23 protein-coding genes are annotated in these 24,325 nt (G+C 28.2%); 18 read left to right on the top strand and 5 right to left on the bottom strand.

Annotation, left to right across the window (positions count from 1 at the left end; translation table 11 throughout):
• Nucleotides 1-174: 174 nt before the first annotated feature.
• The 4 genes from dnaB (at nucleotide 175) to bshA (ending at nucleotide 5,219) form a co-directional block, all read left to right on the top strand.
• Nucleotides 175-1,698: a replicative DNA helicase gene (dnaB, locus tag BM335_RS02945; RefSeq protein WP_090222975.1), complete on the top strand. Its 1,524-nt coding sequence runs from the start codon at nucleotides 175-177 to the stop codon at nucleotides 1,696-1,698.
• Nucleotides 1,685-2,995: an asparagine synthetase B gene (locus BM335_RS02940; RefSeq protein WP_090222972.1), complete on the top strand. Its 1,311-nt coding sequence runs from the start codon at nucleotides 1,685-1,687 to the stop codon at nucleotides 2,993-2,995. Before dnaB ends, BM335_RS02940 begins: the two co-directional genes overlap by 14 nt.
• Nucleotides 2,996-3,090: 95 nt before the next feature.
• Nucleotides 3,091-3,936 carry a transketolase gene (locus tag BM335_RS02935; RefSeq protein ID WP_090222970.1) on the top strand — a complete coding sequence of 282 codons (846 nt, stop codon included), beginning with the start codon at nucleotides 3,091-3,093 and terminating at the stop codon, nucleotides 3,934-3,936.
• Between the two features lie 149 nt (nucleotides 3,937-4,085).
• Entirely contained in the window at nucleotides 4,086-5,219 is a 1,134-nt protein-coding gene (bshA, locus tag BM335_RS02930; RefSeq protein WP_090222967.1) for an N-acetyl-alpha-D-glucosaminyl L-malate synthase BshA, read from the top strand.
• On the opposite strand, the gene aroB is transcribed toward bshA, so the two are convergent.
• Nucleotides 5,216-6,283, bottom strand: a complete 1,068-nt coding sequence (gene aroB / locus BM335_RS02925) for a 3-dehydroquinate synthase (protein ID WP_090222965.1) — start codon at nucleotides 6,281-6,283, stop codon at nucleotides 5,216-5,218. The genes bshA and aroB overlap by 4 nt on opposite strands.
• Before the next feature lie 85 nt (nucleotides 6,284-6,368).
• Here aroB and BM335_RS02920 point away from each other — a divergent pair, with 85 nt between their 5' ends.
• The 7 genes from BM335_RS02920 (at nucleotide 6,369) to BM335_RS02890 (ending at nucleotide 13,601) form a co-directional block, all read left to right on the top strand.
• Nucleotides 6,369-7,535: a proline dehydrogenase family protein gene (locus tag BM335_RS02920; protein WP_090222963.1), complete on the top strand. Its 1,167-nt coding sequence runs from the start codon at nucleotides 6,369-6,371 to the stop codon at nucleotides 7,533-7,535.
• A gap of 150 nt (nucleotides 7,536-7,685) precedes the next feature.
• Nucleotides 7,686-9,455 carry a translational GTPase TypA gene (gene typA, locus BM335_RS02915; RefSeq protein ID WP_090222961.1) on the top strand — a complete coding sequence of 590 codons (1,770 nt, stop codon included), beginning with the start codon at nucleotides 7,686-7,688 and terminating at the stop codon, nucleotides 9,453-9,455.
• Between the two features lie 159 nt (nucleotides 9,456-9,614).
• Nucleotides 9,615-10,256 carry a DUF2202 domain-containing protein gene (locus tag BM335_RS02910; RefSeq protein WP_090222959.1) on the top strand — a complete coding sequence of 214 codons (642 nt, stop codon included), beginning with the start codon at nucleotides 9,615-9,617 and terminating at the stop codon, nucleotides 10,254-10,256.
• Nucleotides 10,257-10,271: 15 nt separating this feature from the next.
• A complete protein-coding gene (locus BM335_RS02905; protein WP_090222956.1) occupies nucleotides 10,272-10,772 on the top strand; it encodes a c-type cytochrome in 501 nt (166 codons plus the stop codon).
• Nucleotides 10,773-11,091: 319 nt separating this feature from the next.
• Nucleotides 11,092-11,538, top strand: a complete 447-nt coding sequence (locus BM335_RS02900; protein ID WP_090222953.1) for a MarR family winged helix-turn-helix transcriptional regulator — start codon at nucleotides 11,092-11,094, stop codon at nucleotides 11,536-11,538.
• 595 nt (nucleotides 11,539-12,133) lie between these two features.
• A complete protein-coding gene (locus BM335_RS02895) occupies nucleotides 12,134-12,637 on the top strand; it encodes a CAP domain-containing protein (RefSeq protein ID WP_090222951.1) in 504 nt (167 codons plus the stop codon).
• 562 nt (nucleotides 12,638-13,199) lie between these two features.
• The gene (locus BM335_RS02890; protein WP_090222948.1) at nucleotides 13,200-13,601 is read left to right on the top strand and encodes an acyl-CoA thioesterase; all 402 of its coding nucleotides are present in this window, start codon (nucleotides 13,200-13,202) and stop codon (nucleotides 13,599-13,601) included.
• Here the strand turns inward: BM335_RS02890 and BM335_RS02885 are convergent.
• Both BM335_RS02885 and BM335_RS02880 read right to left on the bottom strand, forming a co-directional pair.
• Nucleotides 13,596-14,831 carry a glycosyltransferase family 4 protein gene (locus tag BM335_RS02885; RefSeq protein WP_090222945.1) on the bottom strand — a complete coding sequence of 412 codons (1,236 nt, stop codon included), beginning with the start codon at nucleotides 14,829-14,831 and terminating at the stop codon, nucleotides 13,596-13,598. The two genes, BM335_RS02890 and BM335_RS02885, sit on opposite strands and share 6 nt — an antisense overlap.
• A gap of 72 nt (nucleotides 14,832-14,903) precedes the next feature.
• A complete protein-coding gene (locus BM335_RS02880) occupies nucleotides 14,904-15,335 on the bottom strand; it encodes a hypothetical protein (protein WP_090222943.1) in 432 nt (143 codons plus the stop codon).
• Nucleotides 15,336-15,658: 323 nt separating this feature from the next.
• Between BM335_RS02880 and BM335_RS02875 the strand changes: the two genes are divergently transcribed.
• Nucleotides 15,659-16,099, top strand: coding sequence for a cold-shock protein (locus BM335_RS02875; RefSeq protein WP_090222938.1), 441 nt, complete (start codon nucleotides 15,659-15,661; stop codon nucleotides 16,097-16,099).
• 67 nt (nucleotides 16,100-16,166) lie between these two features.
• Here BM335_RS02875 and BM335_RS02870 read toward each other — a convergent pair whose 3' ends face one another.
• Nucleotides 16,167-17,669 carry a S41 family peptidase gene (locus BM335_RS02870; RefSeq protein ID WP_090222935.1) on the bottom strand — a complete coding sequence of 501 codons (1,503 nt, stop codon included), beginning with the start codon at nucleotides 17,667-17,669 and terminating at the stop codon, nucleotides 16,167-16,169.
• A gap of 143 nt (nucleotides 17,670-17,812) precedes the next feature.
• On the opposite strand from BM335_RS02870, the gene BM335_RS02865 reads away from it, so the two are divergent.
• The 5 genes from BM335_RS02865 to BM335_RS02845 all read left to right on the top strand — a co-directional run bounded on the left by BM335_RS02865 (nucleotide 17,813) and on the right by BM335_RS02845 (nucleotide 22,366).
• Nucleotides 17,813-18,322 carry an RNA polymerase sigma factor gene (locus BM335_RS02865; protein WP_090222933.1) on the top strand — a complete coding sequence of 170 codons (510 nt, stop codon included), beginning with the start codon at nucleotides 17,813-17,815 and terminating at the stop codon, nucleotides 18,320-18,322.
• A complete protein-coding gene (locus BM335_RS02860; protein WP_090222931.1) occupies nucleotides 18,309-18,731 on the top strand; it encodes a hypothetical protein in 423 nt (140 codons plus the stop codon). Before BM335_RS02865 ends, BM335_RS02860 begins: the two co-directional genes overlap by 14 nt.
• Nucleotides 18,732-18,739: 8 nt before the next feature.
• Nucleotides 18,740-19,258: a DUF4252 domain-containing protein gene (locus tag BM335_RS02855; RefSeq protein WP_090223248.1), complete on the top strand. Its 519-nt coding sequence runs from the start codon at nucleotides 18,740-18,742 to the stop codon at nucleotides 19,256-19,258.
• A 1-nt stretch (nucleotide 19,259) separates the two neighbouring features.
• A complete protein-coding gene (locus tag BM335_RS02850; protein WP_143102374.1) occupies nucleotides 19,260-19,805 on the top strand; it encodes a DUF4252 domain-containing protein in 546 nt (181 codons plus the stop codon).
• Between the two features lie 119 nt (nucleotides 19,806-19,924).
• On the top strand, nucleotides 19,925-22,366 hold the full coding sequence (locus BM335_RS02845) for a M1 family metallopeptidase (RefSeq protein WP_090222926.1): 2,442 nt from the start codon (nucleotides 19,925-19,927) through the stop codon (nucleotides 22,364-22,366).
• A 57-nt stretch (nucleotides 22,367-22,423) separates the two neighbouring features.
• Here BM335_RS02845 and BM335_RS02840 read toward each other — a convergent pair whose 3' ends face one another.
• A complete protein-coding gene (locus tag BM335_RS02840; protein ID WP_090222923.1) occupies nucleotides 22,424-22,831 on the bottom strand; it encodes a helix-turn-helix domain-containing protein in 408 nt (135 codons plus the stop codon).
• A gap of 313 nt (nucleotides 22,832-23,144) precedes the next feature.
• Between BM335_RS02840 and BM335_RS02835 the strand changes: the two genes are divergently transcribed.
• Entirely contained in the window at nucleotides 23,145-24,257 is a 1,113-nt protein-coding gene (locus BM335_RS02835; protein ID WP_090222921.1) for a M14 family zinc carboxypeptidase, read from the top strand.
• Nucleotides 24,258-24,325 lie beyond the last annotated feature (68 nt).

The following is a 24,325-nucleotide window of genomic DNA, read 5'->3' as shown; positions in this document are numbered from 1 at the left end:
TTTTCAACAAAATGTGTGTAAAAAATATTAAAAAAACACTCGTATTTCAGCTATTAAAAATTACTTTTGCTTTTGTTGAAATAGAAAATATTTTATAACAAAAGTTAGCACAATATTTTGTATATTAAGCGTGGTAAAATTAAGTTCAATTCAGTTAAAAGTTAATAAAATCTAGTGAAAAATTTACAGCCTATTCCATCAAAATCTTTAAAAAAAGCTACTGTTATAAGCCTTGAAAAAGGTAAAATTCCACCACAAGCTGTTGAATTAGAAGAAGCTGTGTTAGGAGCTATGATGATTGATAAAAAAGGTGTTGATGATGTCATTGATATTTTGCATCCAGAGGCTTTTTATAAAGAATCACATCAATTTATTTATGAAGCTATTTACACTTTATTTCAAAACTCTGAACCTACTGATTTATTAACAGTAGCTAATCAATTGCGTAAAACAGGACATTTAGAATTAGCTGGTGGAGATTTTTATTTGGTTGGCTTAACCCAAAAAGTATCATCTTCTGCACATATTGAGTTCCACGCGCGTATTATTTTACAAAAATATATTCAACGAAAATTAATTTCAATTTCTTCAGAAATTATTGAAGAATCTTATGATGAAACTGTAGATGTCTTCGATTTGTTAGACTCTGCAGAAACTAAGTTGTTTGAAGTTACACAAGGAAACTTAAAAAAAGGGTCTGAAGATGCACAAGGTTTAGTTAATCAGGCAATTAAAAAAATTCAAGAAATTTCTAACAAACAAGGAATGAGTGGTATTGCCACTGGTTTTACACGTTTGGATGAGCTAACATCAGGCTGGCAACCTTCTGATTTGGTAATTTTAGCTGCGCGTCCAGGTATGGGGAAAACAGCATTTGTAATGTCTATGGCAAAAAATATGGCAATAGATTTTGATGAACCTGTAGCAATTTTCTCATTAGAGATGTCATCAGTACAATTGATAACCCGTATGATCTCAAGTGAAACAGGAATTTCTTCAGGTAAACTAAGAAAAGGAAACTTAGAGCCGCATGAGTGGGAACAATTGAACGTAAAAGTTAAAAATTTATCAAAAGCACCAATTTTTATTGATGATACACCATCATTATCAATTTTTGACTTACGAGCAAAAGCCCGCCGTTTAGCATCGCAACATGGTATAAAAATTATTATTATTGATTATTTGCAATTAATGACTGCAGGGTCATCACAAAAAGGAGGTGGAAATAGAGAGCAAGAAATTTCAACTATATCAAGAAACTTAAAAGCATTAGCTAAAGAATTAAGTATTCCGGTAATAGCGCTTTCGCAGTTGTCACGTGCCGTTGAAACCCGTGGTGGTAGTAAAAGACCATTACTATCAGATTTACGTGAGTCTGGAGCAATTGAGCAAGATGCTGATATTGTATCTTTTATTTATCGTCCTGAATATTATGGCCTTACAGAATGGGATGATGAAGAAAGGACACCTTGCGAAGGACAAGCGGAGTTTATTGTTGCAAAACATAGAAATGGTGGTTTAGACAATATTCGTTTAAAATTTACAGGTCATTTAGCACAATTTAGTAATTTAGATGAAGATTATGGAAATGAGTTTCATTCAAAAATGAATAGTGCTATTTCTCAAAGTCAAATCCCATCAGCAGAAGATGCTTTTGGAGCACCAGATAATTTTGATGATAATGATGTGCCATTTTAATAAAAATATTAAGCTAAAAAATATATCTAAAACAGTATCAAAACTAAAATTGATACTGTTTTTTGTAATTATCTATTCTCAAAATTTATTGGCTTCATTTATTTTAATTCCTATGGATGAAGTTACACAAACCAATCATTTAAAAGCCTACGGAATAACTTATTGGTCTTTAAATCAAGGAAATAAAGCAAAATGGTTGTTAAATTATGAAGGAGGTTCTTTTTTATTAGAAGACAATGAGGCTACCAGAAAAGAATGTAAAATTAGAGGAGTTACATTTCAGGTGATTTCCGATACACAAGCAGCAACAATTTTAGAAGAAATAAGCAGTCCATCAAAAAATATGGAAGCTGTTGATTTAGAAAAAGCTCCTAAAATTGCAGTATATTCACCAAAAGATAAAATGCCTTGGGATGATGCTGTAACAATGGTTTTAAATTATGCCGAAATTCCTTTTGATGTGGTTTATGATGAAGAAGTTTTAGGAGATAAACTATTGCTTTATGAGTGGCTGCATTTACATCACGAAGATTTTACAGGTCAGTTTGGAAAGTTTTATGGAAGCTACAGAACAACACCTTGGTATATAGAACAAAAAAAGGCTGCTGAAGAATTAGCCAAAAAGCTTGGCTATAATAAAGTATCTGAAGAAAAATTAGCAGTTTCATTAAAAATTAGAGATTTTGTTGTTGGCGGTGGTTTTATGTTTGCAATGTGTTCTGCAACGGATAGTTTTGATATTGCTTTAGCTGCTGAAGGTTTAGATATTTGTGAAACAATGTTTGATGGAGATCCTTCTGATATTGATTATCAAAATAAATTAGATTTCAATAAAACCTTTGCTTTTAAAGATTTTACGTTGGTTAAAAATCCAACAGAGTATGAGTTTTCTTCTATAGATATGACTGCAAAGCGAACTATTCCACGAACTTCTGATTACTTTTCGTTACAAGAATATTCTGCAAAATGGGATCCAATTCCAACAATGTTGTGCCAAAACCACACACAATTAATTAAAGGTTTTATGGGGCAAACAACTTCGTTTGATAGCAATGAAATAAAATCTAACGTGTTAATTATGGGTGAGATAAAATCAAATAAAGAAGCTCGTTATATTCATGGAACTAAAGGAAAAGGAATGTTTACGTTTTATGGTGGTCACGATCCAGAGGATTATCAACATAAAGTTGGAGATGCTAAAACAGAATTAGACTTATTTCCTAATTCGCCAGGGTACAGATTAATTTTAAATAATGTGTTGTTTCCTGCTGCAAAAAAGAAAAAACAAAAAACCTAACCATTGTTAATAACACACAAATAAGTTTCTTTTATTTTTTTGGTAAAACCAACATCAAAAATACTATTTTTGCGTTTTAAATTTAAATTATAAAAATGTCAACTACACAACAATTGCAAGATTTTGCACAACAAGTACGAAGAGATATTGTTAGAATGGTTCATGCTGTAAATTCAGGACATCCAGGAGGCTCATTGGGCTGTAATGAGTTTCTAACAGTTCTTTACCAAGATGTAATGGAATATTCAACAGATTTTAAGATGGACGGAATAAATGAAGATGTATTCTTTTTATCAAATGGTCACATTTCACCAGTTATGTATAGTGTATTGGCAAGAAGTGGATTTTTTCCGGTAGCAGAATTAGCAACATTTAGATTGTTAAACTCACGTTTACAAGGACATCCAACAACGCACGATGGTTTGCCAGGTATTAGAATTGCATCAGGATCGTTAGGTCAAGGAATGAGTGTAGCATTAGGTGCTGCACAAGCTAAAAAATTAAATGGAGATACTAAATTAGTATATTCTTTACACGGCGATGGTGAATTGCAGGAAGGTCAAAATTGGGAAGCAATTATGTATGCTTCAGCTAAAAATGTAGATAATTATATTGCAACTATTGATTATAATGGTCAACAAATTGATGGATCTACAGATCAAGTATTACCAATGGGAGATTTGAAAGCTAAATTTGAAGCTTTTGGATGGATTGTTTTAGAGATAGAAAAAGGAAACGATATAGAAAGTATTAAAAATGGTTTAGCTGAAGCAAAATCATTAACAGGAAAAGGAAAACCTGTATGTATTTTATTAAAAACAATGATGGGTAATGGTGTTGATTTTATGATGCATACACATGCGTGGCACGGAAAAGCACCAAATGATGCACAATTAGAAACTGCATTAAACCAAAATCCAGAAACTTTAGGAGATTATTAATATCAATTATTGTTGATATTTTAACTATAGAAACCTCTTTCAAAAATATTTATGAAAGAGGTTTTAAATTTTAAGCTATTTATAACGCTTCTTTTTAAGTTATTTGTAAGATTACAGTTATATTTACGTCTGTTCAAAAAAATAATTAAATGAAAATAGGAATTGTTTGTTATCCAACATTTGGAGGTAGTGGAGTAGTAGCAACTGAATTAGGAATGGCTTTAGCTAAAAAAGGTAATCATGTTCATTTTATAACATATAAGCAGCCTGTTAGGTTAGATTTTATTTCTAATGACATCCATTTTCACGAAGTATTTGTTGAAGAGTATCCTTTATTTCAATTTCAACCCTACGAATTGGCTTTATCAAGTAAAATGGTTGAAGTAGTTTTAGCCCATAAATTAGAAATTTTACATGTACATTATGCCATTCCTCATGCGTATGCTGCCTATATGGCTAAACAAATGTTGAAAGAGAAAGGTATTGATATTAAGGTGGTTACAACTTTACATGGTACAGATATTACTTTAGTTGGAAGTCATCCAAATTATAAAACTGCAGTAGAGTTCAGTATTAATAATTCTGATGTGGTTACAACAGTTTCTGAAAGTTTAAAAAAGGATACGTTGCGTTTATTTAATATTAGAAAAGATATTAAAGTGATTCATAATTTTATTGATTTTGAAAAATATCCTGAAATACATTCAGAAGAATGCCAACGGGGTAATATTGCTAGTGATAATGAACGTATTATATCACATATTAGTAATTTACGCCCTGTAAAAAGAGCAAAAGATGTTATAAAAATATTCTATAAAATTCAACAAGAAATTCCTTCAAAATTGTTGTTGGTTGGTGAAGGTCCAGATAGAGAAATTATTGAAAATTTAGCAAAAGAATTAGGAATTATAGATAAAATTCTATTTTTAGGAAATAGCAACGAAGTAAATAAACTTTTATGTTATTCAGATTTGTTTTTATTACCCTCAGAAACTGAAAGTTTTGGTTTGGCAGCATTAGAAGCAATGGCTGCAAGAACACCGGTAATTTCAACAAATTCAGGAGGTTTACCAGAAGTCAATATTCAGGGGGTTACAGGTTTTTTAAGCAATGTTGGAGATACTGATGAAATGGCTAAAAACGGTATATTTATTTTAAAAGATGAAGAAACCTTGCAACAATTTAAACAAAATGCATTAGAACAAGCAAAACAATTTAGTATGCAAAATGTGCTGCCTAGTTATAAAGAAGTTTATCGAGAAGTTGTAGCCGATTGTTGTTAAACGTTATAAAAATCTAAAGCAGCAATTAAAAGTTCTTTTTCAACTTTACTATCTAATTTAAACTTTTCAAAATCAGATAGTAAAACGAAATTAACTTTACCACCAACATTCTTTTTATCGTGGATTAACAAATCTAATATTGGTTGATAATCAGCAGGTTCAATAGTTATTTTTCCATAAATTTTAATTAGCACTTCTTTTATTTCAGCTAATTTATTTTCAGGAAAATTTAATAATTTTTGAGATATAAAAGTTTCGGTAATCATTCCAATAACAATCGCTTCACCGTGGGTTAGCTTTTCTTTAGTTTCAGTTTCTAAAAAATAAGATTCTACAGCGTGCCCTAATGTATGTCCGAAGTTTAAAATTTTACGCAAGCCAGTTTCTTTAGGATCTTCAGTAACTACCTCATTTTTTATTTGAATTGAACGATGAATTAATTTACTTATATTTTTGATTGACAATTCATTAAATGATATTATTTCATTCCATAATTTAACATCATAAGAGAGTCCATATTTTAATATTTCAGCTAAACCAGAGCGTAATTCTCTTTCTGAAATTGTATCTAAATAAGTAGTATCTATAAGCACCATTTCTGGGTCAGAAAACAAACCAATTTGGTTTTTTAAAACACCTAAATCAACCCCAGTTTTTCCACCAACAGAAGCATCAACCATACTTAATAAAGTTGTTGGAATATTTACAAAAGCAATTCCTCGCTTAAAGCAAGATGCTACAAAACCACCTAAATCTGTAATTACACCACCACCTAAGTTAATTAATAAGCTTTTTCTGTCAGCGCCTAATTCTGTAAGCGCATGCCAAACACCTGAGCAGGTATCTAAATTTTTATTTTCTTCACCAGATTCTATTTCAATAATCTCTATAATTACCTTACATTCAAGTTTTTGCAGTAGTATTGGTAAGCAGTTTTCATTCGTATTTTCATCAACTAAAACAAATATAATTGATGGATTATAATTGGCTACAAAACTGTTTAATTTCTTGTAAGCATCATCTTGAAAGTTAACGTAGTAATTATTGGATAAAATAGGTGTCATTTTGGATAAAATTTGCGCAAAATTAAAGATAAAAATTTAAAAATATGAACTGTTTGAAAACTATCTTTGTATAAATACTTATATAATGGAAAAAATATTTAATAATACAGAAGTAGCTTTTGCTTTAAAAACTAATTCAGAGCTTGATAGAGCTTTTTATTTGTTTGAAATGATAAAAAGGGAGCCACTTGTTAAAATTGGAACGGCTGTAACAAAATTTGCTTTAAAAACACATCTTCCTGTTGAAGGTATTATTAGAGCAACCGTTTTTGATCATTTTTGTGGTGGTGTTACTGAAAAAGATTGCATGCCAACTATAGATAAAATGTATACAAAAAATGTACATTCAGTCTTAGATTATTCAGCAGAAGGGAAAGAAGTTGAAGAACAATTTGATTTAGCAATGGAAAAAACGTTAAATACCATAAAATTTGGTACAGAACGTAAAAGTATTCCATTCGCAGTTTTTAAACCTACTGGATTTGGTAAATTAAGTTTATATCAAAAAATGACAGAAGGCACACCTTTAACTGCTCATGAAGAAGTTGAATGGAAAAGAATTAAAGAACGCTATAATATTGTTAGTAAAGCTGCTTACGAAAGAGATGTGCCATTATTAATTGATGCTGAAGAAACTTGGATGCAAGGCGCTGCAGATGATTTAATTGAAGCAATGATGAAAAAATACAATAAAAAGAAAGTAATTGTATTTGGAACATTACAGTTATATCGTTGGGATAGATTAGATTATTTGAAAGAATTGCACACAAGAGCTAAGGAGCAAGGTTTTAAAATTGGAATGAAATTAGTGCGTGGTGCTTATATGGAAAAAGAACGCGAACGTGCCGATGAATATGGTTATAAAGATCCTATTTGTAAAAATAAAGCTGCAACCGATAAAATGTTTGATGATGTTTTAACCTACATGTTTAAAAATATTGATGACATGGCTATTTTTGCAGGAACTCATAATGAAGAAAGTTCGTACTTATTAATGGATTTAATTGCAAAATCTGGATTAGATAAAAATGATAAAAGAGTTTGGTTTGGACAATTGTATGGTATGAGTGATCATATTAGCTACAATCTTGCAAAAGAAGGCTTTAATGTAGCAAAATATCTTCCTTTCGGACCAGTGAGAGATGTTATGCCATATTTAATTAGAAGAGCAGAAGAAAACACATCTGTTGCTGGGCAAACTAGTAGAGAGTTAAATTTATTAAAAACAGAACGAGAAAGAAGGAAAATTTAATCCAATATTTTAAATATAAAAAAAGAGCTACTAGTAGCTCTTTTTTTATGCCTTTGTAAATCAGCATATTAATTTAAAATTATTATTTAAACTAATATAGTAAAAAACAAAATAAATCAACTACTTTTGCACCTGCTTAAAAAATCAAATATGCAATCTATTAGAAACATCGCTATTATAGCACACGTTGACCACGGTAAAACAACTTTGGTTGATAAAATAATTGACCAAGCTCATATATTAGATGAGCGTAAAGTAAGAACTGATTTATTATTAGATAATAATGATTTAGAAAGAGAAAGAGGAATTACAATTCTTTCTAAAAACGTTTCTATAATTTATAAAGGTGTTAAAATCAACATTATAGACACTCCAGGTCACGCCGATTTTGGTGGAGAAGTAGAGCGTGTTTTAAAAATGGCTGATGGTGTATTATTATTAGTTGATGCTTTTGAAGGACCAATGCCTCAAACACGTTTTGTACTAGGTAAAGCTTTAGAATTAGGATTAACTCCAATTGTAGTTGTTAATAAAGTAGATAAACCAAATTGTACACCAGATTTAGTTCACGAAAAAGTATTTGATTTAATGTTTGCATTAGATGCTACTGAAGAACAATTAGAATTTAAAACTATTTATGGCTCTGCTAAAAATGGTTGGATGAGTGATGATTGGAAAAATGAAACCGACAACATTGTTTCTTTATTAGATGCAATTATTGAATATATCCCTGAAGCCCCTTATTTTGAAGGAACACCACAAATGCAAATTACATCTTTAGACTTTACTTCATTTGTTGGTAGAATTGCAATTGGACGTGTATTTAGAGGAGATTTAGTTGAAGGAAAAGATTATATGCTTTGTAAAGCTGATGGTTCTACTAAAAAAGTTCGTATTAAAGAATTACATACTTTTGAAGGTTTAGGAAAAGACAGAGCTGAAAAAGTAAGAAGTGGTGATATTTGTGCAATTACAGGTGTTGATGGGTTTGATATTGGAGATACAATTGCCGATTTAGAAAATCCTGAACCATTACCAAGATTAAAAGTAGATGAACCTACCATGAGTATGTTATTTACAATTAATAATTCTCCATTTTATGGTAAAGAAGGTAAGTATGTAACATCCAGACACTTAAGAGATAGATTATTTAAAGAAATTGAAAAGAATTTAGCGTTAAGAGTAGAGGAAACAGATACTGAAGATAAATTTAATGTTTTTGGTAGAGGAATTTTACATTTATCAGTTCTTATTGAAACAATGCGTAGAGAAGGGTACGAGTTTCAAGTTGGAAGACCAAAAGTAATTATTAAAGAAATTGATGGTATTAAATGTGAACCTTACGAAACGTTGGTTATTAATGTGCCAGAAGAATCTGCAAGTAAAGCAATTAACTTGGTTACTTTAAGAAAAGGTGATTTGCTAGTAATGGAACCAAAAGGAGATTTACAACATTTAGAGTTTGATATTCCTTCGCGTGGTTTAATAGGTTTGCGAAATAAAATATTAACTGCAACACAGGGTGAAGCAATTATTAACCACAGATTAAGAGGTTTTGATGCTTTTAAAGGAGATATTTCAACATCAAATAATGGTGCAATTGTTTCTTCTGAAACAGGTAAAGCAACAGCTTATTCTATTGATAAATTACAAGATAGGGGAAAATTCTTTATTGATCCAAACCAAGAAATATATAAAGGACAAGTTGTTGGTGAAAACAACAAGCAAGAAGATATGGCAGTTAACCTTATAAAAGGTAAAAAACTGACAAATGTACGTGCTTCTGGTACTGATGATGGTGTAAAAATTACCCCAAAAACAGATTATTCGTTAGAAGAATGTATGGAATATATAAAAGATGATGAGTATTTAGAAGTTACTCCACAAAGTTTACGTATGCGTAAAATTTCTTTTAGATAATTTAAAATATACTATATAGTTAATAAGCTCTCAATTTTTGAGAGCTTTTTTTGTTTAAAAAATATTGTTTTATAGCAACATTTGTTACAATTATCAATTTAAACCTTTCTAAAAAATAGTGGTCAAAGAGTTATTATAATTAATTAAATATTTAAATTTATGAAAAATATATTTTTAGTAATTGTTATACTATCCTCTTTAATAATTACAAGTTGTTCAAATGATGAGATAGATGCTGTTACTGCAACAGGAATCAATGATGAAACAGCCACACAAATCAGTTTAACGACTAATGAATTAGATGATTTATTATTTTTACGAGAAGAAGAAAAATTGGCAAGGGATGTTTATTTATTTTCTTTTGAAAAATATAATATGCAAATTTTTAAAAATATTTCTAATAGTGAAGTTCAACACATGAGTAATGTACTACAGTTATTAAATACATATAATATTGATGATCCTGCATCAACAGAAATTGGGGTTTTTAATAATTCGGCACTGCAAGCAATTTATAATGAGTTAATTGAGCAGTCAAGTATTTCACTTATAGAAGCTTTAAAAGTGGGAGATAAAATTGAAGATTTAGACATCAGGGATTTAGCATTAAATGAGCTAAGAACAGATAAATCAGATTTGCTTTCGCTTTATGGTTCATTAAAATGTGGTTCAATAAATCATTTAAGAAGTTTTCATAGCCAGGTATTACAAAATAATGGAGAATATATGCCAGAATTTATTTCTCAAGAATATTTTGATAGTATTGTAACAACATCAAACGAAAAATGTGGTTCTAATTAATATAAACATATATAAATGAAAAAGCTATTTTTAACTTTAATAATAGGCGGATTATTATTATCAAGCTGTACAGATTCTAAAAAAGAGGTAAAACAAATTGAAAAGGATGGCGGTATAGCTAGTTTAACTGAAAATGAAGGTTTAAAACTAATGCAGCAAAATTGCTACGCTTGTCATTCTGTAGTTTCAAAATCACATGACGAAATTATTGCGCCACCAATGGCTGCTATAAAAAGAAGGTACTCAATGTCTTACCCAAATAAAATGGAATTTATGGAAGCATTTACAAACTGGGTTATAGATCCCAAAGAAGAAAATGCATTAATGAGAGGGGCAGTAATGAAATTTAAAGTAATGCCAAAACAGAACTTTAATAAAAATGATATTGAGAAGATTTCTGAATATATTTTTGAAAATGAAATAGAAACTCCAGTTTGGTTTCAATCACATTTTAATAATCAACATTCTAGCGGAATGGGAAATGGAAAGGGTAGAGGCAACAGGCTTTTTAATTAATTTTATACTTTATTAGTAGTGGTAATTCAAATTTATTAACAATTTTTTATAATATTTAAAAAAAATACATTTTTATCAGTTGTATATTTTTTTTAAGTATTTCACATTATACAATTACCAAAAGCCCTTTAAAATATAGCCTTTTAGCTAATTATTAAGTACTTATATCAGTATTTAAATATTTGTTTAACTTCAAAAAAACATTTTTTTTTCAGTACAAATGCAAAGTTTTTAACAAAAAAATTTGTTTAATATAATAATTGTATATACATTTGATGTCTATACAATAGTAGTATAGAAAATTGTTGTCCCCCCGAAGTTGAATAAAAATGATAAAAAGGATGAGTTAAACTTACCTGGTTATACAATAGATAACATATTACAAACAGGTAATTGGATGACTGAAACATATTCAGACCATCTAAAACAATACGCTTTATCAATTCAACAATATCAAGTTTTACGTTCTTTGAGAGATTTAAATGGTGAGCCTACTGATTTGTTAACCCTTTCAGCCCAAATGGTTAGTAAAAACAGTAACACCACTCGTTTAGTTGAAAAATTAAGGTTAAAAAAATTAATATCAAGAGTCCAAAATGAAGAAAATAGGAGGAAAGTAGATATTACTATCACAGACAAAGGTATAGCATTACTTGAAGAGATAGATACAATTCAACCACAATTTGAAACTGGAGTAGTTAATACTTTAACAGAAAGCGAAATTAAAACTCTAAATATATTATTAGAAAAATTAAGAAATAAATAAATCACCCCAAAATAAAAGTTTTTTTTAATTAACTATTTACACCCCTAAATATTCAATTAAAAAAATCTCAAAAGTTAGTAAGAATAATTAAAAAAAATTAAAGTAAGAATTAATGAAAAAGTAAATCAACCCCTTAAGAGGTAGTCACACTGTAGTCACATACTTATTTAAAGTGATCCGAAAATGCTTTAAAAAGTTAGATGGTTAGTAAGAACCTTGTTTCTACCTCTTTTTTTTAAAATTAAATTAGTGTAATAGTAATAAATCAACCCCAAACACAAAGCCAAAACCCCAAAGACATGAATAATCAATCATTAATCTTTTTAAGATTTCTATTTTGCGCTACAACCCATAATAGCAGCAAAAATCCAGAAAAAAACAACATTTCTACGTTGTTTGAATATTATAGTATTCAAGATTTTTGCAATTCACTTACAAAACATATATTTTTTTTTCAAAAGTTATATCTGCAAATTCTTTGCGGCCGTAAACTATTTATCAACATTCAATTATCCCCACAACGGTAATAATAACGATAATATTTACGGTCGCTTTTTCATAATAATAAAATCAACAAACTTTAAACCCCAAGAAAATGAATTTATTAAAATCTAACCTGTTACTGCTAGTTGCAGTTGTTTTAACTATGTCAGCTTGTTCTAATGAAGATGATGGAATTTATTTTGATAAAGTAAATCAAATTAGTGAACTAAAAGTTGAATATTCTGAAATCGAATTAGAAATTTTAGATCTAGTAAATAATTATAGAAGTGAAAGAGGATTGAATGAATTACAAACCTTAGATTTTATTTCAACAATTGCAAAAACACATACCACTTATATGTTAGAAACAGGTTTGGTAAACCACGATAATTTTCCAGAACGTAATGAAAAATTAGTTAGAACTGTTGGTGCTAAAAATGTAGGAGAAAATGTTGCATATGGCTATTATTCAGCGCAAGGAGTTTTTGATGCTTGGATAGCAAGTGAGCATCACAGAGAAATTATTGAAAATGATAGTTATACACATTTTGGAATTTCAACAGAATGCAATACTACTGGAAGAAATTATTTTACACAAATGTTTATTAAAAAATAACTTAAATTCAAAATATTATGAAAACGGTTAAGAGTAAACCCAAAAGTAAAGAAAGTAAACACGAAAAAAATATAATTAATGCATTAATGCCTTACTTTGAATACAAAAATAAAAAAGGTATTGTGATTAAATATTTACTATAAAATATAATTTGAGAAAATTGTTGTCCCCAAACAACACAAATGTTTAAAAAAGGTTGTTGTTAAAAAAAAACAGTTGTAAAATCATTAGAAATTCGTCGTCCCCACAACGTGTAGTATTTTTAAAAAGATTAAAACAACTGTTTTTATTAAAATTTTGAAAAAAACAGCCGCAAAACCTTTGAAAAAACTGTCGTCCCCACGATAATTTTTTTTTAATTAGTAATACGACTGTAAATTATTCCTTAAACTTTGTAAGTAATTTATAAAGCTTAAGGAATTTTCGTTATAATTTGTAAATTTATAGTTTTACACTAAATAAAGCAATTTTTTTAAAAAGATAATATAAACAAATTTGCAGGTTTTAAATGATACATTTTTTTAAAATATAACTAAAATTCTAGCTTAAAAAAGTATTAATAATGGATAATGTATGTTATGAATTTAAACATCAGGTTGAAAGTAATGAAATTGACAGTTTAAACCATGTTAATAATATTAATTATTTAAACTGGGTTCAGTTAGCAGCTAATAAACATTGGGCTTCTCTAACAAATTCAAAGTTTGATAATAAGTATGTTTGGGTGGTTTTAAGGCATGAAATTGATTATATTTCACCCGCATTTTTAAATGATATTGTTACTATAAAAACTTGGATTGGCGATACTTATGGAGTTAAATCGGATCGATTTGTTGAAATTAGTAGAAATGGAGAGTTATTAACAAAAGCTAAAACTACTTGGTGTTTATTGGATAAAAAATTAATGAAAGTAGTTCGTATACCAAATAATATTTTACAACTGTTAAACGAATTGAAATTATAATTTTTTATTTTTTTCTTCAATCCATTTGGATAAGTATTTGGTGCTTTTCATTTTATGATGTAACAACATTAAGCCAATAAAATTATTTTGTCGATGTTTTTTTAATTCTTTTACTAAATTTTCAATTTCTAATAATAATATTGAGCTATATTTTTCTTTTGAAAAGTTATGTTTAATAATATTTATGCCATTTTTTTGCGCTTCAAGCCATGTATTTTCATTTACATATAATTCTACAGCTTTTTCAGCAAATTTTTCGGCATCATCTTCAATAAATCCATTCCAATTTAAATCACTTTGCATTGCTTCGGCACCTATTGTAGTTGTAACGCTAGGAGTTCCAAATTGCATAGCTTCTAATAATTTTCCTTTTAAACCAGCACCAAATTGAATAGGAGCGAGGCACACTTTGTAGTTTATGTATGCGTTTTTAGAATCTTCAATCCAACCTTTTATAAAAATACGATCTTTAATATTTTGTAATTGGTACACCTTTTCTGAAGCGTAAGCACCATAAATATGCATTTCAGCTGCAGGAAGTTTATTTTTTATTATTGGCCAAATATATTTTTTTAAATACAAAACAGAATTGTAGTTTGGCTCATGTCTGAAATTTCCAATAGTTGTAAAGTGTAATCTGTTTGAAAAAGTAGGATATTCACTTAATTTATTTACTTCAGTATTATTAAGTAAAAAAGGTAAATAAAATAATAATGATTCATTAATATTAAATTCTTTAATTAGAATGTTCATCTCAAATTTTGAGATAATAAGTGTTAAATCGCATCTATAAATACTTGCAATTTCTCTTAGCGTAATATCGTTAATTAAAAAAGCTTTAAAATCATCCTTATTTTTTTTAATAGCTGTTTGTCTAGCGTTTCTTAAAAAATGTAAATCTTCTGTATCTAAAATTTTTAATGTATTTGGACAAACTTCATCAACTCTCCATCCAAACTGTTCTTCAGTAAAATATCTGTCAAACAATACAATTGATGGATTTATTTGTAGTAATAGTTTATCAAAATTTTCATTGTTTAATTCAATTTCAAATGATTTTATCCCTGAATATTCTAATTGAAAAGAATGTGTGTTTTTTTTAGAAGCACTGACAAAAGTAATGGTGTAATTTTCCTTTTTAAAAAGATCTATAATTTGAAGCATCCTTTTTCCAGCTGCTGTAGAGTTTGGTTCTGGCCAAACAAATCCAATTATTAAAAGGTTTTTCATATAGTTCAAAATTATAATTAAATAAAAAAAAGACCTATAATTTATAGGTCTTTTTTAAAATTTTGTATGAAATTAGATTAAAATTCTGTGTTTAGATAATTTATTAGAATACCAAACTAAAAATAACGCAATTAAAATTACTACTGTAGGCATTATTGCCTTTTCTCCAGTAATTTCAACATAATTTTGAATAAAAAAAGAATAAATTGATTGCACAACAACACCTACTAAAGACATTATAAATAAAGTTACTGCCCATTTTTTACGAAGTAGTAGCGCAATACTTCCAAGTGTACCAGCAAATACAGCAATGGCAAATGCTGCTGTTACCCAAGCAGGTACATTATTATACCAAGCTTGTTCAGCTTCTGGTAAAAGAGCTAAAGCTTCATCTGTTATATATGCTTGGCTCAAATAAGCTATAACACCCATTATATTCCATAATAAAGCGATAACGCTTATAACCCAAAAAATTACCGTTGGTTTTGTTGATGAATTTGACATAAATTTAGATTTTAGTTATTAATAGTTATTATGAAAGTAATGAAAAATGCTATTATAAACAAATATGACAATTTTTTAATAATTTAATTTTAAAATTAGTTAAAATAAGATAATGAAGTTTTGTAAAATTGAAATTTTATTAGTAATTAAAAAAAACATTATTCTTTTCATTCTTATTTCTTTTTTATATTGAAAATAATTAAAAATAATCAAAACTTAATTTTATATTTGCAAATGTTTACTTTTTTTAATATAATTAAAGTAACCCTATAAATTGTTTAGGACTAACAATATAAATACAACTTAAAACATAAAAATAATTAATGGCAGGATCACAAGAAACCTTTGGTAAAAAAGAAAGAGAAAAAAAGCGTTTAAAAAAGAAACAAGATAAACTGCTTAAAAAAGAAGAACGCAAGGCAAGTGGTCAGGAAAGTATGTTTGTTTATGTTGATGAATATGGTCAACTTACAGATACGCCTCCAGATCCGTCAAGAAAAATTAAGGTGGATGCTGCAAGTATAGAAATTGGAATTCCTAAAAAAGAAGATAGAGTTGAAGAACCAGATGTGCCAAATGAAGGAAAAGTTTCTTTTTTTGATACTTCAAAAGGGTTTGGTTTTATAATAGATGCAAAAACTCAAGAAAAATTCTTTGTACACGTTAGTGGTTTATTAGAAGAAATCAAAGAAAATGATAAAGTAACTTATGAACTTGAAAAAGGCTTAAAAGGTTTAAATGCCGTTAGAGTTAAAAAAATATAATTTATTTTAAAAAATAAAAAAAGCCGTAAAATATATTTTACGGCTTTTTTTATACAATAAAGTGTTTTTAATTCAATCTATTAAAGAAGTCTGCAGGTAATTCTTTATCAACATGCATTCCAGTTTCATATTTTGAATCACCTTTATAACCTTTAAAATCTTCAATAATTACAGAAGGTTTCTTTTTAGCAGAAGTTTTAGCACTTGGTACAATTTGTTCAATCGCTTTTGCTAACAGCGGTTCAGTTTCTATACCAAGTTCTTGAAAATCAGAAACATATTCAATTATTTCAACAGTTGGATCAAAACCATCTTTATCATTAACACCTAATTTATTAACAGTTTCTAAAACAATTGGCTGTATTGCCCAAGTGTGTCTTGGGTTTAAATTAGCACCAGTTCTTCCAAATGTATCAGAATCGTATAAAGTAATAGACCCTGTATATTTTCCAGATGTTTTAGTACCTATAGTTATTACATTTATATACGGATTTAAACCATTGATAATTAATTCACTAGCAGAAGCTGAACTTCCAGTTGTAATAACAAAAACTCTATTTAAATTTAAACTATTAATAGGTAATTGTATAGTACTTCCATTTGAATTTTGTTTAGTAATTTGGTTTTCAAAACTATTAACCAGCCAATCAGGATGGTTAGATTCAAACCAACTTTGCAATTCAGTGTTCCATTTTTCTTTCGCAAATAATTGTCCATTAAACTGCCCTGTAATCATACTTGCTAAATAAACGGATGTTTGTACAGAACCACCACCGTTATATCTTAAATCTAAAATTAATTCAGTTGCTCCTTCAGATTTTAATTGTCCAAAAGCTTCATTTAATTGTTGATCATAAGTGCTTGTAAATGCATTATACATAATATAGCCAATTTTTGTTCCACTGACATCTAATGTTTTAGCTATTAATACTGGATTTTCTTGGTAGGCACTTTTTGTTAAAGTAACCGATTTTCCGTTAGAAACAGGAACTCCACCGTTTAAATTCGCAAAATTCATAGTGTAAGTATCTTGTGCAAGAAGACTACTATAATTATCAACTGTTAATTGTATCCCATCAATAGCATCAAAAACATAACCACGTTTAACATCTTTTGTTGATGCATCAGAATTTGGTTGTATGTAGCGAACATAACCTAAAATATTATAATCACTACCAGATTCGTATGATAATCTATATTTAACACCATTACTAGTACTAATTCCTTGAAATGAATTTTCTAAAGCAATATAGTCATCAACAACCCAAGACCACTTATCAGTATTTTCTCTGTTGTAAATTAAACTTTCAAAAAAATTATCTGGATCTGGATATGATTTTAAAAAATTATAATAACTCTCATTATTATCATCTTTAGAATTTGCCAGAGCAGGAACATTGTCTTTCCATAAATAATATGCATTCATTCCTTCCCAAATAAAGTCTTGTATTTCAACCTGAGAAAAATCTATTGCTGTTGAAGAGTTTGGGGAATCATCACTTTTATTACATCCTAAAAAAAATGTAATAGTTAATAAGCTAAGAGCTAATTTATAGCTAACTTTTTTCATATTGTTATTTGAATTTAATTTTCATTTAATTTTGTCGCAAGATATTAAAATTAATTACATTTTTTTAATGTTGCTGTTACAAAAACGAAAGTTGTTCGTCATAATTGTGTAATCGACTTAAAAAGTAAAAAACCAAACTTAAAATGAAGCAGTCAGAGTTTTTAAAAACTGTAATGCCTTTTAAAGATAAAGTATTTCGATTGGCTAAAAGGTTATTAGTATCTACTGAAGAAGCAGAAGATGCAACACAGGAGCTTTATTTTAAGCTTTGGAAAAATAAAAACAAATTAGCAGATTATAATAGTATAGAAGCGTTTGCTATGACTATGACAAAAAATTATTGTTTTGACAGATTAAAATCTAAACAAGCAAGTAATTTAAAATTAGTACATAGTAATTATCAAGAAAATGGCACGTCATTACAAAAACGTGTAGAGTTAAATGACAGTGTAAGTTTAGTTCATAAATTGATTGAAAACTTACCTGAACAACAAAAAATAATAATACAATTAAGAGATATTGAAGAATATGAGTTTGAGGAAATAGCAGAAATGTTACAAATTAATCCAACAGCCGTAAGAGTTTCATTATCTAGAGCAAGAAAAACAATTAGAGAACAATTAACAAAACAACATAATTATGGAATTAGCTAACATAGAAAAGTTGTTGGAAAAATACCTAAATGCAGAAACTAGCATTGCAGAAGAAAAAGAGTTAAAAAACTATTTTTCGCAAGGTAATGTAGCGCCACATTTAAAAGAATATGAAACATTATTCGGATATTTTTCAACTAGTAAAAGTGAACGATTTACAAAAACCATTCAATTAAAAACTAAAAAAACGAATTGGAAATGGTTATCTGTAGCCGCCTCAGTAGTTTTACTAGTAAGTGTTTACACTGGTTATCAAAAAAACCAAGAGCAAAAAGCTGAAAAAATTATGGCCGAAACACAAATGGCTTTAGGAATGCTTTCAGCAAATTTAAACAAAGGAACTGTTGCTGTAGCACAATTGCAACAGTTTGAAACCACAAAAAACAAAGTATTTAAACAACCTAAATGAAACAAAAAATGAAAAAATTAATCTTATTAGTAGCGATAGTTACCTTGCCATTTGCAAATTATGCACAATCATCAGTTTTTGATAAATTTGAAGATATGGATGATGTAACAACAGTAGTAATTACTAAAGAAGCCTTTAAAATGGCTAGTAAATTTGGAGGAAATAGTCCTGAAGCAAAAGAATATATTGACATGGTTAAAGGCCTTAATAACTTAAAAGTTTTTACCACAGAAAGTTCAGCTATTGCAAAACAAATGAATGATGTAGTTACTGGATATTTAAAATCTTCAAAACTTATTGAATTAATGAGAGTAAAAGATAAAGATGCCAATGTTAAAATTTATATTAAACAAGGTAAAGACGAAGATCACGTTAGTGAACTGTTAATGTTTGTAAGTGATATACAAAATAAAGCAAACCAAGAATCTGTAATTTTATCTTTAACTGGAGATATAGATTTGAATAAAATTTCAAAAATTACTGAAGGCTATATTCCAAATAGTGGAAAACAACTTAAAAAACAATAAAATGAAAGTATTTTCAAAAGTAGCAGCACTATTAATTGTAACTATCGTATTTTTTAGTTGTAATTCTGGTCCATCATTGCAACAATATTATGTTGATAGTAAAGAAAATAACGAATTTATTTCTATTGATTTACCAGCAAATATTTTACAATTAAAAGATGAAGACGTTTCTGAAGAAATTAAAAACACGTTAAAAACTATTAAAAAAGTAAACTTTTTAGCATTGCAGATTTCAGAAACAAACAAAGATTTGTTTACTTCAGAAAAAGAAAAAGTAAAACAAATTTTAAAAAACCCGAAATACAAACAATTAATGCGAATGAATGGAGGAAAAGGAAATGTTAGCATTAACTATTTAGGAGATGAAGATGCTATTGATGAAGTTGTAATTTTTGGATCAGATAGTAATAAAGGCTTTGCATTAGTTAGAGTAATTGGAGAAAATATGAATCCGAGTGATATTCTAAAAATTTCTCAGCAAATTAAGTTAGACGGAGATTCTAATCAACTACAACAATTAGAAAGCTTAATGAAAAGCATTAATTAGTAAACTACATTTTAAAATTATTAAAAAGCCATACTGTTTAGTATGGCTTTTTTTTAAGTTATTATTAACGCCTTAGCACAATTAAAATAGTATTTTTGAAACTTTAATTTAAATATCATATGAAAAAAATAATACTAGCTTTCATAGTGCTCATTTCAGTTCAAATAGGCGCTCAAAATAAAGTATATCAGCCAGAAAGAGAAAAAATTAACGATTTAGTGCACACCAAATTAAAAGTAGATTTTAATTTTCAAAAACAACAGTTAAACGGTGAAGCTTGGATTACTTTGCAACCTCATTTTTACCCTACAAACAAAGTTACTTTAGATGCAAAATCATTTGAAATAAAAGAAGTTAAAGTAAATAATGTAAAGTACGGATTTAATTATTCTGATAATGAAATTACTATTGAATTAGGGAAAGTTTATAAAAAAGGTGAACAATATGAAGTGTATGTAAAATATATTGCAAAACCAGAAGAAGTAACCCAAAAAGGAAGTAAAAGTATTACAGATGCTAAAGGGTTATATTTTATTGATCCTAATGATGAAGATCCTAATAAGCCTACTCAAATATGGACACAAGGAGAAACCGAATCCAGCAGTTGTTGGTTTCCAACAATAGATTCTCCAAATCAAAAAACTACACAAGAGATTTACATGACTGTTCCTAGTAAATACATAACACTATCAAACGGAACACTAAAAAGCCAAACTAATAATGCTAACGGAACGCGAACAGATTACTGGAAAATGGATCAAAAACATGCGCCATATTTGTTTTTTATGGGTGTTGGTGAATTTAGTGTTGTAAAAGATACTTGGAAAAACATTAATGTAGATTATTATGTTGAAAAAGAATATGAAAATGTAGCAAAAGACATTTTTGGAAATACACCAGAAATGATTACTTTTTTCTCAGATATCACCGGAATTGAATATCCATGGGATAAATACAGTCAAATTGTTGTGAGAGATTATGTGAGTGGCGCTATGGAAAACACCACAGCAGTTGTTCATGCAGAAGATGCGCAACAAAAAAAAGGACAACTAATTGATGAGAATGAATGGGAAGGAACTATTGCCCATGAATTATTTCACCATTGGTTTGGTGATTTAGTAACAACAGAAAGTTGGGCAAATTTAACAGTAAATGAGTCTTTTGCAACGTATAGTGTATATTTATGGTTTGCACATAAATACGGAAAAGATAGAGCAGATGCACATATGTATCAAGATGTACAAACTTATTTACAAAGTGATAGTGAAGATAAAAACTTGGTTCGTTTCTTTTATCATGATAAAGAAGATATGTTTGATACTGTAAGCTATCATAAAGGAAATGCAATTCTACATATGTTGCGTGATATTTTAGGTGATGATGCTTTTTTTCAGGGTATTAACTTGTATTTAACTGAGCATAAATTTGGCACTGCTGAAGCGCATGATTTACGTTTAGCTTTAGAAAAAGTAAGCGGTAAAGATTTAAACTGGTTTTTTAATCAATGGTATTTTGGAAACGGACATATTAAAATGAATGTAACCTATGATTATAATACAATTAATAACAAAGTAACGGTTAACATTCAGCAACCAGGAAAAGTTTTTAAATTTCCTTTAACTATTGATGTTTACGAAAATGTAGGTGTAAAAAGCACTTACAATGTTTGGGTTGATAGCGAACAAAATTCATTTACTTTTCCTTTCAATAAACTTCCAAAATTAATAAATATTGATGCAAAACATATTTTATTAGCTGAAATTTCCGATAAAAAGAATTTAGAAAATTATATTTTTCAATTTAACAATGCACCACATTATTTAGATAGAAGATTGGCTTTAGAGGAAATAGTTAAACAACAACAAAATTCTAAAGATGCTTATGAAACAGTAATTAAAGCACTTAATGATCCTTATTTTGAAATTAGAAAAATTGCATTAGAAAATATAGATTTATTTCAAAAATACAACAAGAAAGATGCTATTTCAAAAATAGAATATTTGGCTCAAAATGATAAAAGTACGAGAGTACAAGCTGCAGCTTTAAAGGTTTTAGGTAAATTATTAGATCCAATTTACAAACCGCTTTTTGAGAGAGGAATGGACAATCCATCATATGCAATTACTGGAGCTTCATTAACATCACTTTATTTAATAGATAAAACAAGCGCAATAAGCAATGTAAATACTTTAAGTGAAGATGTTAAAGAGAGTTTAGCGGATGCAATTACAACTATTTATATTAGTGAAAATAATAAAGAAGAATTGCCATTTATAGCAAACCATGTTTTAAAAGGAATGTTTTTATCTGAAGATCCAAAAATACAACAATTGTATAACGGTGCATTTAAATGGATTGCGGAAAGTGATAATAAAGATGCAATAAATAATTTAACGAATGATTTTGTAAAACTTGGAAATCAATATAAAAAGTACAATTTTGATAAAATGGCAGTTAATATGTTAAATCAAATGGTTCAAATGCAGTTATTATCATCAAACAAAAATAAAGATGAATTAATGTTAATTTTAAAAACTGGAATTGCTAAGTTATTAGAGTAAAAAACGCTTTAACAATTAATAAAAAGGCTTTTGATATTATCAAAAGCCTTTTTTTAGTTAAAGTTGTTTGTAATTTTTAAAAGTTCCATTTTTAAAAAAAATAACAATTCTATCAATTTCTTCTGACTGAAGACTGGTTGATGTTAATTGTTCTTTCAAATGCTCAGAAGGTTTAGTTTGTTCATTTCCTTCAGAAAATAAGTTTAAAGGAGGAGTAGGGTTTGTCTTCGTTTCAGTTTTTTTTGGAAAACTACCAGTGCCATTTAATAGCCAATATAATTCCACCTCTGGAAACTCCTTCAAAATTTTCAAAACAAACTCTAAACTAGGTTTGTTTCTTCCAGATAATACATGTGAAATACTAGAACGCTGTACATCTATTTTTTCGGCAAATAATGCAGCGGAAAGTTCATAGTAATTCATAATAATATTTAATCGTTCTGCGAATTTATCAACATTTACCATAAGTTACATTTGTAAACCGTTTATTAGTTACAAATGTAGCGCATTGCAATTACTAAAACAAATTTACCATTACATATTTGTTTATAACTAACATTTTAATGTAAATATATACTTTATATAATATAATATAACTACATAATATATAATCAATTATAAATTTAGTATAAGTAAAACTTATAACTAATTGCTTGACTGTAATACGTACAAATAAGTAACCAATAACTATTGTTACATTTGTAAAAATTTAATCAAAAATATTGATTTACAAATGTAAACTATTGATTGATTACATTTGTAAACTTAAAATATTACAATGAATATAGTGCAGTTGAATAATTTAGAAGATTGGTACTTAGCCAATTTTGAATCGCAATTAAAAGGCAGACAAATTTTGTTTGATGATATACATCCATTAATTAATAATTTGTCTTCAAAATTTAAAAAAGAACAAATAGGCTTTTCTGAAAATAAAATACCTATTTATAAAATTTCAATTGGTTTAGGATCAATAAAAATATTTTCGTGGTCACAAATGCATGGAAATGAAAGTACAGGAACAAAAGCTGTATTCGACTTATTTAAGTTGTTTGAAACACCTCCTAGCAGTCATAAAAATTATATTGAAACAATATTAACCAATTGCACACTTCAGTTTATTGTATTATTAAATCCAGATGGCGCAATAAATTTTACACGTGAAAATGCGCGAAATATTGATTTAAATAGAGATGCTGTTGATAAAAAAGCGGTTGAAAGTAAATTGTTACGCAAGCATTTAGATAGCTTTAAACCTCAGTTTTGTTTTAATTTACACGATCAGCGTTCAATTTTTAATGTGGAAGGAACTCCAAATCCGGCTACTATATCATTTTTAGCACCATCAGAAGATGTTGAACGAACATTAACCGAAGGAAGAAAAGAGACAATGAGTGTAATTGTTGCTATGAATAGTCTGTTACAACAATTAATTCCAAATCACATAGGAAGATATACCGATGAGTTTTATCCAACTGCAACAGGTGATAATTTTCAAAAACTAGGTTATAATACAATTCTAATTGAAGCAGGGCATTTTAAAAACGATTATGACCGAGAAATCACTAGAAAATACAATTTTTATGCCCTTTTACAAGGTATTTATTTTATTTCAACAGCAAGTTCATTTAAAAACTATAAACCATATTTTCAAATTCCTAACAATGACAAAATGTTTTTAGATATAATTTATAAAAACATTCAAGTTGTTGAAAATAATGAAACTACAAAAACAGACCTAGGAATACAATTTAAATTTAAAGTAATTAACGGAAAATTAGTAAGATACGAGGCAATTGAGCAAACTGGAGACTTATCTGATTATTATAGCGATAACGTTGTAAATGCGGAAAAATTAAATATTAATGAATTAAAATTATCAAATTCGTAAATATTTTATGTAATTATCCGATTTTTTTAATAAATTTGCTAAATATTTTATATTTAACAATAACGTAG

The sequence above is a fragment of the Lutibacter maritimus genome, assembly GCF_900116115.1.
Classification (GTDB): domain Bacteria; phylum Bacteroidota; class Bacteroidia; order Flavobacteriales; family Flavobacteriaceae; genus Lutibacter; species Lutibacter maritimus.
The sequence above is the reverse complement of the archived record's forward strand: the minus strand, read 5'-3'. Positions and strand labels throughout refer to the sequence as shown.

What these genes read in the sequence shown, in the direction of transcription:
- BM335_RS02940 (WP_090222972.1), top strand. Translation starts at nt 1,685, where the DNA reads ATGTGCCATTTTAATAAAAATATTAAGCTAAAAAATATATCTAAAACA.
- BM335_RS02935 (WP_090222970.1), top strand. Translation starts at nt 3,091, where the DNA reads ATGTCAACTACACAACAATTGCAAGATTTTGCACAACAAGTACGAAGA.
- bshA (WP_090222967.1), top strand. Translation starts at nt 4,086, where the DNA reads ATGAAAATAGGAATTGTTTGTTATCCAACATTTGGAGGTAGTGGAGTA.
- aroB (WP_090222965.1), bottom strand. Translation starts at nt 6,283, where the DNA reads ATGACACCTATTTTATCCAATAATTACTACGTTAACTTTCAAGATGAT.
- BM335_RS02920 (WP_090222963.1), top strand. Translation starts at nt 6,369, where the DNA reads ATGGAAAAAATATTTAATAATACAGAAGTAGCTTTTGCTTTAAAAACT.
- typA (WP_090222961.1), top strand. Translation starts at nt 7,686, where the DNA reads ATGCAATCTATTAGAAACATCGCTATTATAGCACACGTTGACCACGGT.
- BM335_RS02910 (WP_090222959.1), top strand. Translation starts at nt 9,615, where the DNA reads ATGAAAAATATATTTTTAGTAATTGTTATACTATCCTCTTTAATAATT.
- BM335_RS02905 (WP_090222956.1), top strand. Translation starts at nt 10,272, where the DNA reads ATGAAAAAGCTATTTTTAACTTTAATAATAGGCGGATTATTATTATCA.
- BM335_RS02895 (WP_090222951.1), top strand. Translation starts at nt 12,134, where the DNA reads ATGAATTTATTAAAATCTAACCTGTTACTGCTAGTTGCAGTTGTTTTA.
- BM335_RS02890 (WP_090222948.1), top strand. Translation starts at nt 13,200, where the DNA reads ATGGATAATGTATGTTATGAATTTAAACATCAGGTTGAAAGTAATGAA.
- BM335_RS02885 (WP_090222945.1), bottom strand. Translation starts at nt 14,831, where the DNA reads ATGAAAAACCTTTTAATAATTGGATTTGTTTGGCCAGAACCAAACTCT.
- BM335_RS02880 (WP_090222943.1), bottom strand. Translation starts at nt 15,335, where the DNA reads ATGTCAAATTCATCAACAAAACCAACGGTAATTTTTTGGGTTATAAGC.
- BM335_RS02875 (WP_090222938.1), top strand. Translation starts at nt 15,659, where the DNA reads ATGGCAGGATCACAAGAAACCTTTGGTAAAAAAGAAAGAGAAAAAAAG.
- BM335_RS02870 (WP_090222935.1), bottom strand. Translation starts at nt 17,669, where the DNA reads ATGAAAAAAGTTAGCTATAAATTAGCTCTTAGCTTATTAACTATTACA.
- BM335_RS02865 (WP_090222933.1), top strand. Translation starts at nt 17,813, where the DNA reads ATGAAGCAGTCAGAGTTTTTAAAAACTGTAATGCCTTTTAAAGATAAA.
- BM335_RS02860 (WP_090222931.1), top strand. Translation starts at nt 18,309, where the DNA reads ATGGAATTAGCTAACATAGAAAAGTTGTTGGAAAAATACCTAAATGCA.
- BM335_RS02855 (WP_090223248.1), top strand. Translation starts at nt 18,740, where the DNA reads ATGAAAAAATTAATCTTATTAGTAGCGATAGTTACCTTGCCATTTGCA.
- BM335_RS02850 (WP_143102374.1), top strand. Translation starts at nt 19,260, where the DNA reads ATGAAAGTATTTTCAAAAGTAGCAGCACTATTAATTGTAACTATCGTA.
- BM335_RS02845 (WP_090222926.1), top strand. Translation starts at nt 19,925, where the DNA reads ATGAAAAAAATAATACTAGCTTTCATAGTGCTCATTTCAGTTCAAATA.
- BM335_RS02840 (WP_090222923.1), bottom strand. Translation starts at nt 22,831, where the DNA reads ATGGTAAATGTTGATAAATTCGCAGAACGATTAAATATTATTATGAAT.
- BM335_RS02835 (WP_090222921.1), top strand. Translation starts at nt 23,145, where the DNA reads ATGAATATAGTGCAGTTGAATAATTTAGAAGATTGGTACTTAGCCAAT.